This window comes from Pseudoxanthomonas composti (genome assembly GCF_004122095.1).
GTDB lineage: Bacteria > Pseudomonadota > Gammaproteobacteria > Xanthomonadales > Xanthomonadaceae > Pseudoxanthomonas_A > Pseudoxanthomonas_A composti.
The window spans coordinates 533,305-545,608 of the sequence record NZ_SAWZ01000001.1 but is presented as its reverse complement, the minus strand read 5'-3'; the positions used below and the strand labels follow the sequence as shown (position 1 = coordinate 545,608).

Annotated in this window: 1 protein-coding gene; it reads left to right on the top strand. The window is 69.1% G+C overall.

Going from position 1 to position 12,304, the window contains the following annotated elements; all coding sequences use genetic code 11:
• Positions 1-63: 63 nt before the first annotated feature.
• A complete protein-coding gene (locus EPA99_RS02255) occupies positions 64-12,291 on the top strand; it encodes a hemagglutinin repeat-containing protein (RefSeq protein ID WP_425479151.1) in 12,228 nt (4,075 codons plus the stop codon).
• The last annotated feature ends 13 nt before the right edge of the window (positions 12,292-12,304 follow it).

Below are 12,304 nucleotides of genomic sequence, written 5' to 3'. Positions count from 1 at the left end.
GGAAACAGGGGACGCGACATGGACAAGTTGAGCAAGCACGTGAGCGAGATGGATCGGATGGACATGGCGCCGGTGCCTGCAGGGCCGCGCAGGTATGTCGCCGAGCTGTGCAAGCGCGCGCTCGCCCTGCTGCTGTCCTGCACGGTGCCGTGGGCGTCATTCCCGGCCTGGGCCCAGGTGGCCCTGGCCAGCAACGCGCAGGGGCAGACGCCGGGCCAGCAGGTGGCCGCCAATGGCGTGCCCGTCGTGGACATCGTGGCGCCCAATGCCAAGGGCGTCTCGCACAACCGCTACAACCAGTTCGACGTCGGCACGCAGGGCCTGATCCTCAACAACAGCGCGCAGATCTCCAGGACCGAGCTGGGCGGCTACGTCGCCGGCAACGACAACCTCAAGGGCGCCGGGCCGGCCTCGCTGATCCTCAACGAGGTCAGCTCCACACGCAGCCGACTCGATGGCTATGTCGAGATCGCCGGCAGCAGGGCGCAGCTGGTCATCGCCAACCCCAACGGCATCAGCTGCAACGGCTGCGGCTTCCTCAACACCTCGCGCGTGACCCTGGCCACCGGCCGTCCCCATCTTGGCGCCGATGGCGCGCTCAACGGCTTCGACGTGGGCGGCGGCACCTTGGAGGTGGGCGCCCGTGGCCTGGATGCATCCGGCGTGGATCGACTGGATCTGCTGTCCCGGCAGCTGGGCGTGGCCGGCTCGGTGTGGGCGCAGGATCTGAACGGGGTGAGCGGTGGCGGGCGCTTCAGCTACGACGGCCTGCTGCTCGAAGCCTTGCCGGCGACCGAGGGCGGGGCGCCGGCCTTCGGCATCGACGTGGCCCAGCTCGGTGGCATGTATGCCAATCGCATTCGCCTGATCGCTACCGAGGCCGGGGTCGGCGTGGTCAGCAAGGGCACGCTGGCGGCGCAGGCCGGGGATCTGCGGATCGACAGCAGCGGACAGGTCAGCCTGGACGGCGCCACGGTGGCGCGCGATGCCCTGGCGGTCGCTGCGGCCGGTGCGTTGTTACAGGACGGCACGGCCGGCTCGCAGACCGGGGATGTCAGCCTGCGCGGCGCGTCGATGGCGCTGCGCGGCGACACCATCGCCGCGGGCACGCTGGACGCGGCAACCACCGGCGCGCTGCTGCAAACCGGTCGCAGCAGCGCCGGTGCGCTGCGCCTGGCCGCCGCCGAGCTGGCCGTGGACGGCAACATCTACAGCGCAGGCACCCTGGCCCTGAACGCCGATGGCCTGCTGCGCAGTGCCGGCACGCTCCATGCCGGTGGCAATGCTTCCTTGCAGGCGGAGGAGCTGTCGCTGTCGGGCATGCTGCAAAGTGGCGCCAGCCTGGCCCTGGACGCCGGCAGGATGGGGCTGTCCGGCACGCTGGATGCCGCCGACACCCTGGACATCCGCAGCACGGGTTCGGCCAGCCTGGCTGGCCTGGCCCAGGGCCGGGGCGGCGTGCAGCTGCTGGCTTCGGCCCTGGACAACCGCGGCAGCCTGATCTCCGGTGGCGCACTGCGGCTCCAGACGGCGCGGTTGGATAACCGCGCAGATGGCATGGTGTCGGCCAACGGCGCCTTGTCCGTGGACAGCGCCAGCACCGATAACGCCGGCACGCTTTACGCCCGCGCGGGGCTGGACCTGCGCGGCGAGCGCCTGGACAACGCCGGACAGGTCTACAGCGCCGGTGCGGCCACATTGGCGCTGCGCGATGCGCTGGACAATCGCGGCAGCCTGGTGGCGGCCGATGCCCTACGCGTGGACACCGCGCAGTTGGCTTCCAGTGGCGACCTTGGCAGCCAGCGCGGTGCGCTGGCGTTACGTGTCAACACGCTCGCGCTGGGCGGCAACACCGTTGCAGGCGGTGCGGCCTCGATCCAGGCCCAGCAGCAGGCGCGACTCGAAGGCTCGCTGAGTGCGGCCACGCTGGCGGCGCGCAGCGGCGGTGATCTGGTCCTGGGCGGCAGCGTGCGTAGCACCGCGGGCGGCATGGACCTGCAGGCGGTCGGCGCGCTGGACAGCAGTGCGGTGGTGTCGGCAGCCGGCGACCTGCGTGTGCAGGCCGATGCGGCGCTGCGCCAGCGTGGTCAACTGCAGAGCCTGGGCGCGCTGGTCCTGCAGGGCGCCAGCGTGGACAGCGACGGCGTGCTCGATGCCGGCGGCTCGCTGCAGGCCACCGCGGTCGATGCGCTGACACTGGCCGGGACGGTGCAGGCGCGTGAGGCGCTGGCGCTGCAGGCCGGCGGCGCACTCGACAGCGCGGCCCAGGTGGTGGCCGGCGGCCCGCTGTCGGCGAGCGCGGCCGCGATGCGCCAGGCTCGCGATGCGACGCTCTCGGCCGGCGAGGGACTCCAACTGCAGGTGCTCGGCGCACTGGAGAACGCTGGCCAGATCCATGCGCTCGGCGGTGTGGACCTGCGTGCGCACGCGCTGCGGCAGGACGGCCGCATCACCAGCGCCGGCAACATGGACGTGCAGGTGCAGGAGACGCTGGAGAACACCGGCAGCCTGGTCGCGCATGATGCGCTCGCCGTGCGCGCCGGCACGATGCGCACCAGCGGCCAGATCGGCAGCGAGGCGGGCGATGCGGCACTGACCGCCGACGGTGATCTTGCGCTTGCCGGATCGGCCGCGGCCGCCGGTGCGCTGCGAGCCGTCGCGGCCGGTGACCTGCACCAGGCCGGTGCGCTGAGCGGCGGCAGCGTGTCGCTGTCGGCCGGGCGCGACCTGGTCGCGCGCGGCACCCTGCAATCGGCGGGCACACTCGACCTGCGCGCGCATGCCGCGCTGAGCTTCGCCGCGCAGGCGCGCAGCGAGGCCAATGCCAGCCTGCAGGCCGACCAGCTGCACCTTGAAGCTGGCTCGGTCCTGCAGAGCGGCGCTGCAATCGCGGCCGACGCACGCGTGCTCGACAGCCAAGGCAGCCTGGATGCCAATGGCGACCTGCGCCTGTTCGGCAGCGATGCGCTGACGCTGGGTGGGATTGTGCAGGCAGGCGGTGACGTGGCCTTGCGCAGCGATGGCCAACTGAGCGCCGCCGGCCAGGTCATCGCCGGCCGCGACTTGCGCATCGATGCCGACGGCCTGGACAACGCCGTCAGCGCGGTCCTTGCCGCCCAGCGCACGCTGGAAGCGAACCTTGCCGGCAGCCTTGCCAATGCCGGCACCCTGCAGGCCGGGCAGGACCTGCGGCTGCAGGTGCTGCAGACGCTCGACAACACCGGCGAGGCGATTGCTGTTGGCGATGTGGAAGTTGATGCCGGGACCTTGCGCAGCCGTGGTCGCCTGGGCAGCGAAGCGGGCGCGGTCCGGCTTTCGGCCCGCGAGGACCTCGACCTTGCAGGCGTCGTCGCCGCCGCCGGTGCGCTGCATGCACAGGCGGGCGGCAGTCTCTACCAGGCGGGCGGTCTGTCGGCGCAGTCACTGGTGCTGAGCGCCGGGCGCGATGCGGTGTTCGGCGGCAGCCTGCACGCGATCCAAGCGGCCGATCTGCAGGCCCAGCGCACCCTGCAGCTGGACGGCCAGCTGGGCGCCGCCAGCGTTCGTCTGGGCGCCGGCGCCACCCTGGCCACCGGCCAGGCCGCGCAGATACAGACCGCGCAGTCGCTGGCGCTGGACGCCGGCGCCATCGACAGCCGCGGCACGCTCGAAGCCGGCACCACGCTGGACCTGCAGGCCGATGGCGACATCGCCCTGGCGGGCGCGCTGCAGGCCGGCACCACCATCGATATCGCCGCCGGGTCCGCGCTGCACAACGCTGCCCAGCTACATGCAGGCAGCGACCTGTCCGTCAACGCAGCCAGCCTGGACAACCGCGGCATGCTGGCCGCGCAACGCGACCTGAGCGTGCAGCTGGCCGGGCAGGCCGGCAACGCTGGCGGGCTGCTGGCAGGGCGCATGCTCGCCCTGGACGTGGGCAGCCTGAGCCAGCAAGGCCAAGCCTATGGCGCGCAGGGATTAGAGCTGAGCGCGCGTGGCAGCGTGGACAACCAGGGCGACCTGATCGGCGGCCAGGCACTGCAGGTGACCGCGGCCGGCCTGGCCAGCAGCGGCAGGCTGGGGAGCGAGTCCGGCGAGGTCGCGTTGCGCAGCCATGGCGACCTGCGCCTGGCTGGCACGCTGGCCGCCAGCGGCGCCTTCACCGCCCAGGCCGATGGCGCGCTCAGCCAGAGCGGCACGCTCAGTGCCGCGTCCCTGCTGCGGCTCGATGCGGGCGGGGATTTGACCATCGACGGTGCGCTCGATGCCCAGCAGGTCGACCTGGGCAGCGGCGCTACCCTGCGCCAGCGCGGCAGCGTGCGCGGCCAGGCCGTGGCGCTGGAAGCGGCGCATCTCGACAACGCCGGGCAGACCGTGTCCGCCGGTGACCTCAGCCTGCACGCCGGCGACATCGCCATCGCCGGCACCGTCGGCGCCGGCATCGCCGCCAACGGCGAGCTGGGCAGCGGCGGCACGCTGTCGCTGATCGCAGACCGCACCATGCAGGCCTCGGGCACGCTGCTGGCAGGCCATGCGCTGCAGGCCTCGGGCCAGCAGCTGCAACTGGCCGGCAGCACCACCCGCGTAAGCGGCAACGCCACGCTGAGCGCCACCGGCGCGATCGACCATCGCAACGCCAACCTGCTCGCCGGCGGCACGCTGGCCATGTCGGCCGGCGGCACGCTCGACAACGCCGGCGGCAGCCTGCAGGCCAACCAGTTGACGCTGAACTCGGCGGCGCTGGACAACGCCGGTGGCCGCCTGGTGCAGTCCGGCGGCGGCGATACCCGGCTGGTGTTCGACGGCGGCATCGACAACAGCGCCGGCACCATCGCCAGCAACGGCGGCAACCTCACCCTGGCCGCGGCCAGCCTGGACAACAGCCAGGGCCGGATCGAACATGCCGGCGCCGGCACCCTCGACATCAGCAGCCGCGGCGCGCTCGGCAACGCCGGCGGACGCGTGCTGACCCAGGGCCGATTGACCCTGTCGGCCAGCGGCGCGCTGGACAACCAGAACGGCGTCATCGCCGCCGCCGGCGATGCCGGCCTGGCTGCGACCAGCCTGTCCAACGTGGCAGGTTCCATTGCAGCACGCGACCTGGCGGTGACCACCTCCGGCGCCATCGACAACCGCAACGGCCTGCTGCAGGCCAGCGGCGGCGCGCTGACCCTGCGTGCCGACAGCCTGACCAACGCCGGGGGCACCGCGCAGGCGGTGGCCAGCAATGGCAGCGGCGGCGGCCTGTGGGTCGAGCTGGCCCAGGGGCTGGACAACGGCAATGGCAGCCTCGGCGCCAGCGGCGAGGCCACGCTGATCGCCACCAACATCGCCAATGCCGGCGGCAGCGTGCAGGCCGGTGGCGCATTGAACATCACCGCGCGCGGCCAGTTCGACAACCACCAGGGCGGCCGCTTCGGCGCCGGTGGCGCGTTCAACCTCACCGTGAACGGCGCGCTGCGCAACGGCGGCGGCCAGCTCGATGCCGGCACCACGCTCACCGCCTCGGCAGGGTCCATCGACAACGCCCAGGGCCACATCGTCAACAACGGCACCGGCCTGACCCGCCTGGTCACCGGCGGCGGCCTGGTCAATGCCAGCGGCAACCTGGGCGGGCGTGGCAGCGTGGTGATCGACGCGGCCAGCATCGGCAACAGCAACGGCCAACTGGTCGCCGGTGGCGATCTCACCGCCAACACCAACGCTCTGGACAACCAGGGCGGCAACGTCTACGCAGGCGGCAGCTTCGCGCTGCAGCGTGGCGGCGCCACCGTGGATAACCGCAACGGCACGCTCAAGGCCGAGCAAGCCGTCCGCTTGGACCTGCAGTCGCTGAGCAACGCCGGTGGACGGATCGGCGCGGGCAGTAGCACCGGCGGTGCCGGTGACGTGGTCATCTCCACCAGCAGCTTCGATGGCGGCGGCAGCATCCTGGCCCAGAACCTGCTCGACCTGACCCTGCATGGCGACTACGTGCATCGTGCCGGCGCCGACCTGTCCAGCAACGGCGATTTCTTCCTGCGCGTGGGCGGCAACCTGACCAACGAGGCCACGCTGAAGGCCGCGCGTGTGCTGGACATCAGCGCCGGCAATATCTTCAACCGGGGCGGCGCCAGCATCCTGGCCAACGAGACCCGCCTGGGCACCGGCGGCACTCTGGACAACGCCGGCAGCGTCTCCGGCAACACCGCGCTGAGCCTGCGCGCGGGCACCATCAACAACACCGGCAACCTCGTCGGCGGCAACGTGCTGGTGGAGGCCGGCACCCTGATCAACGGCGCCGACCTGGGCGGGGCGACCGACAACAGCGCCTACGGCTCGGCGCTGTTGGGCAGCACCGGCAACATGACCCTGCTGGTGCGCGACCAGCTACTCAACCGCGACGCGCGCATCTTCAGCCTGGGCAACATCGCCATCGGTGCCGCGCGCGACGGCGGCGGCACCCTCACCGCGCGCACCGGTGTGCTGAACAACATCTCCGGCAGCATCGAGGCCGATGGCAGCGTGCTCATCGCGGCCAATCAGATCAATAACCGGCGGCGGGTGGTGAACGCCCAAACCGCTCCGCTGTCTGAAGCTGAGCGCGAAGCAATTAACGCGACGACGCCTCCTGAAGTGCTGTACGTCGGGGGACCAATGCCCGAGCAAAACGGTCCCAACGTCGGTGACAGAATCATTCTGGAGGAGACGCGAACGTATGACGTCATCAGCCGCGATCAACTGATCTCGGCCAGCGCCGAAGGACGCCTCGCCGCTGGAAATAACATCTCCCTGTCCGGCAGCGTAGACAACAATGCATCGACGATTGCCGCCGCTGGTGTGCTCTCGCTCAATCGTGCCGGCACGAATGGTCTTAGCGATGCTCTGATCAGCGGGCAAGAAGTCGTAAGCAACAACGCTCTAGCACTGAGCCAACGGACTCGATACGCCGACGTCGCGCAGGTGGCCGTTCTGGAGGATGGCGATTGCGCACGCGGCTATCGAGCGGACGGCTGCACTTACAGCGTACAGGTAGAGGAGTACAACTCCGGGATCCTGGACAACAGCTACATCGCCCTTGCCGCCAACATGACCGGTGGCCAGGGAGTGGCGATCAATGGCGCCAACATCTCCAATGGCGCGGTCAGTCTGGACGGCCGGGCGATCAGCGGTGCACAACTCGCCGGCAGCGGCGGTATCGGCGCACCGTCGCAGCGCGGCGTGGAGCGCGCCAACGGCGCTTCAGGTCAGTCCGTGCAGGGCCGTGCGAATGCGGCGAGCGGTCCGGCGCGTGTGGACAATGGCCTGCAGTCGGCCGGTCCTGTGGCCACCAGCGTCGGCGCGGCCACGGGCGTGAGCAGTTCCACCGTGGCGCCCGCGGCAGTCGAGGGGCAGACGCAAACGGTGCTGCTGGACGGCACGGTTAACGTGCCCGACTACGTACGGATGACCGCGCCGGGCGGGCTCTACCGCCTGGCCAGCATCGATGGCGCCACGACCGCGGCACTTGGCCGCGCGGCCGGCGCACTGGGCGGCATCAACGCCTATCGCGGCGGCGGCCCGGTGCGACGGTACCTGATCGAGACCGATCCGCGCTTCGTCAACTACGACAACTTCATCAGCAGCGACTACCTGCTGGACAAGCTGGGCGTGGACCCGGAAGCGGACATGAAGCGCCTGGGGGATGGCTTCTACGAGCAGCGCCTGGTGCTGGACCAGATCACCGACCTGACCGGCCGGCGCTACCTGGGCAACTACGAGGACGGGGTGGCGCAGTACCGAGCGCTGCTGGAATCGGGCGTGGCCGCGTCCAACGCGTTGCAGCTGAGCGTGGGCGTGGGCCTGAGCGCGGCGCAGGTGGCGGCGCTGACCGAGGACATCGTGTGGATGGTCGAGCATGAATACGCCGGCCAGAAGGTGCTGGTGCCCGTGGTGTACCTGGCCTCGTCCTCGCTGCAGTTGCGCAGCGACGGGGCGCTGATCGCCGGTGGCACCGTGGACTTGAACGCCACCGGCACCCTGACCAACCAGGGCGCCATCACCGGCACCGACGTGCTCGCCACGGCCGGCAGCCTGCTCAACCAGGGGCGCATCGCCGGTAGCGACGCGGTGGTCCTGCAGGCACGCGATGACCTGCTCAACCTGGGTGGCCAGATCCAGGGCCAGGACGTGGCGCTGAGTGCGGGCAACGCGCTGCGCAGCGAGGCCCTGGCCGGCATCGGCGCACACAGCACGCTGGGCGCGATCAGCGCCGGCAACAGCCTGGCACTGCTGGCCGGAGGCGACCTGTCGCTGTCGGGCACCAAGGTGGCCGCGGGCGGCAACGCCCTGCTGGCCGCCGGCGGCAGCCTGCTGGCCCAGCCCGGCGCGCTGCGCGAAGACGCCGGACTCATCCGCGGTGGCGAGGCGACATCGATCCAGGCCGGCGGCAACCTGCAGCTGCAGGCAGGCAACGACCTGCAACTGCGCGGCGTGGCGGTGGAGGCCGGCGGGAGCGCCGCCCTGATGGCCGGCGGCACGCTGTCCCTGTCCCAGGACGGCAGCGGCACGCGCACCCGCGTGAGCGCGGCAGAGGACCTGCAGCTGAGCTCGGGCAAGGACCTGCTGCTGCGGCAGGTGGAAGTCAGCGCCGGTGGCGACCTGGTGGCCACGGCCGCGCGCGACCTGACGGTGGAATCGGTCCTCGAGCCCGGCAGCACCGTGGTCGATCGCAGTCGCCAGGGCAAGACCCAGGTGACCACCACCACCACGCGCCAGTCGCTGGACGTGCAGGCCCTCAACGCCGGCGGCAACCTGGTGCTGGCCGCGGGCAACGACGTGAACCTGGTGGCGGCCCAGCTCCAGGCCGGGCAGGGTATGACCGTGGTGGCCGGCAACGACCTCAACGTCACCGCCCTGACCACCACCGACACCAGCAGCACCACCGAGACGCGCAAGCGCTTCAAGCAGGTGACGCAGACCTCGGACCAGACCGTACACGGCACCAGCTTCCAGGCTGGCAGCGACATCGTCCTGCAGGCAGGTCACGACGCCACCCTGACCGCGGCCACGGTCAGTAGCACCAACGGCGGCATCGCCCTGTCGGCCGGCAACGATGTGAACCTGCTCTCGGCGCAGGAACAGCACGACGCCGTGCAGGACATGGCCAAAAAGAAGAAGGGCACCTTCTCCAGCAAGACCACCACCACCCACGACGAATGGCATGACAGCGTGGCGGTGGCCAGCACCCTGAGTGGCGAAAGCGTTACCGTCGCCGCCGGCAATGACCTGTTGTCCCAGGGCGCCCAGATCGTGGGAACCGGCGATGTCCTGCTGGCAGCCGGCAACGACCTGAAACTCGAGACGGCGCAGAACACGCACAGCGAGGAGCACGACAGGACCGTCAAGAAGTCTGGTCTGTACGGCGGCGGTGGCTTCAGCGTCAACCTGGGCGTGACCAAGAAGACCGATACGCTTGATGCGACCGAAGTCAGCCACAGCGGCAGCGTGGTGGGCAGCACGGACGGGTTGGTCACGCTGACGGCCGGCAATGCGGTGAACATCACCGGCAGCGATGTGCTCAGTGCCGGCGGGACGACCATCGTCGGCAAGGAAGTCACCATCGCGGCGGCGGAGAACCGCATCGATACGGTCCAGACCTCCAAGCAGCAGAGCGCCGGCATCACGCTGGGACTGACGGGTGGCGTGGTGGATGCCGCCCAGGCAGCCTACGGCGCGGTCAAGCGAGGCAGCGAGGTGGAGGACGACCGGCTCAAGGCGTTGTATGCGGCCAGGGCGGCATACGCGGCGGGCGATGCCGCCGGGCTGTTCAACAACGGCATGGCCGGCTACCAGGGCCAGGCCGTAGCCGGGAACGTCGCGCAGGATGGCACGAGCGCCCTTGCCGATGGCAACCAGGGCGCGGCCAACGCGGCCGGTGTAAGCCTGCGCCTCGGCATCGGCGCCAGCAGTTCGTCGAGCAAGACGGTGACGCACGAGGAGAGCACCGGCGGCAGTCGGATCCTGAGCGATGGCGATGTGACCATCGCCGCCACCGGCGGCGATCTGAGCGTCATCGGCAGCCAGATTGCAGGCCAAAACGTCGCCTTGGCGGCGGCGCGGAACCTGAGCCTGCTGAGCAATCAGGAGAGCAACACCAGCAAGTCGGAGAACAAGAACGCCGGCGGCGAGATCGGCGTCAGCGTGGGCGCCACGACCGGCTATTACCTGTCCGTCAGTGCCGGCAAGGGCCAGGCCAAGGGCAATAGTGATCTGCATGCTGAGAGCGTGGTGAGCGCGGCGGATACGTTGACGCTGGTCAGCGGCAACGACACCACGATCCAGGGCGCGCAGGCCTTGGGTAACCGGGTGGTGGCCGATATCGGCGGCAACCTGCTGATCAAGAGCGAGCAGGACAACAGCGAGTACAAGAGCAAGCAGCAGCAGGCGAGCCTGACGCTGGCGACCGGTTCGGGCAGCGGCGGCAGCTACAGCCAGCAGAAGGTCGAAAGTAGCTACACCAGCGTGGCCGAGCAGAGCGGCATCCAGGCCGGCGCCGGTGGCTTCGACATCAACGTCGGCGGGAACACGCACCTGGTGGGCGCGGCGATCGCCAGCAGCGCAGATGCGGCACTCAACCACCTGTCCACCGGCAGCCTGACGGTGGAGGACCTGCAGAACGAGGCCAAGGCCAAGACCAGCAGCGTGGGGGTCAGTGCGAGCACTGGCGGCGGCATGGCCGCCTCGGCCGCGGCTGCCGGGCTCAGCGCGCTGGGCGGGTCCAAGGACAGCGCCAGCAGCACGACCACGAGCGATATCGCCGCTGGCACGGTGGTGGTGCGCAACGGCGACACCACAGCACTGGATGGGCTGACGCGTACCGCCACTACGCTGGATGGCAACGGGGTCAAGGAAATCAACCTGGACAAGCTGCAGGAGCGTGCCGAGTTGGGCCAAGTGGCCGGGCAGGTGTGGTTCCGGGCGGCAGGGGACCTGGCCGCACAGATGCAGCAGCGTGCGCTGGAAGACTTCGCCACAGCACAAGCCAACGGCGATGCGGCAGCCGAGGCTGATGCATTGGCAAGGCTGAACAGCTGGAGTGAAAGTGGTACCAACAAGACACTGCTGCACGGGCTGACCGGGGCCGCGGTCGCCGCGCTGGGCGGGTCGGATGCCTTGGCTGGTGCGGCGGGCGCGATGGTGGCCGAGGCTGCCAAACAGGCGATGGCGGATTACCTGGTCGCGCAAGGCATGTCGCCTCAGGACCCAGCCTTCGGCAGCCTGATGGAGCTGGGCAGTGCGGCCTTGGGAACCGCGCTGGGCGGCGGCACAGGCGCCGGCACGGCGCTGGCGGGCGACCAGTACAACCGCCAGCTTCATCCAGATGAAGTCACTTGGATCAACCAGAACGCAGAGTCGTTCGCACAGCAGCAAGGCATCAGTGTTGATGAGGCGAAGTACCGCTTGACCCTGGAGGCGGCGGCGCAGGTTGATGCCGTGCTCGCCAAGCAGGTCGGCATAGAGAAGATCGATACCGAAGCACTGGCGTTCCTGAACACCAACGAGAATAGCTATAGCTGGGGGCAGGCTTTTAGAGCTACTGACGCGGAATACGGCAGCTTCCCCCAGTACGGCAATCTGCTGGCCAACACCACCAAGCAGTTCCAACAGGTCTACAACGTCCTTGGAGCTTCGGGAGTTACCAAGAACTCCTTGCAGCAGATGTACCAAGGCGAGCTGTTGACTTGGGCGTCAGCGATACGTGGTTCCGATGGCATTGCGGTATTGGAGACGTTCAGCGGCGATGTCGGTATGGCGGCCGGTGTCGTACGTAAGGTGGTGCAAGGCGATACCCAAGGAGCTAGCACGGATGTGGCGTTGGCTGCGTTGCCGACCGTAGTTGGCAAGACGGTCGGCGTACTTCGTCCTTTAGCCAAGGCCGCCGAAGACACGATTTGGCTAAATGGAAGGGTCGTCAGCGATACTTGGGTGAACGCCAGGAACGAGCTGACGTGGGTCAATCCATTGACCGGAGCCAAGGAAGTTGTGCCGTCCACGGCTAAGGTGCATGTCGATCACATTCTTCCGCAAGATGCCATCAAGAAGATTGACGGATTTGATGAGTTGCCAGTCACTGTTCAAAAGGAGCTTTTGAATGATCCGGCCAATCTGCAGCCCGTGATCGCTTCGGCAAACTGCTCCAAGGGATGCAAGGTCGAAGGGGTTGGTGATGGATGGATGACTTGGAATGGGAAGCCTGTAAGTGCTGAATACAAGAATTATTTGGAAGGGGTGCAAGATAAATTTAGGGGGAAGGTTGAGGAAGCCGTAAAGGCCTACCGTGAATCAAATTGATGAGAGTGGAGTC

Coding starts and splice junctions, on each gene's coding strand:
- EPA99_RS02255 (WP_425479151.1), top strand. CDS start 64: ATGGCGCCGGTGCCTGCAGGGCCGCGCAGGTATGTCGCCGAGCTGTGC.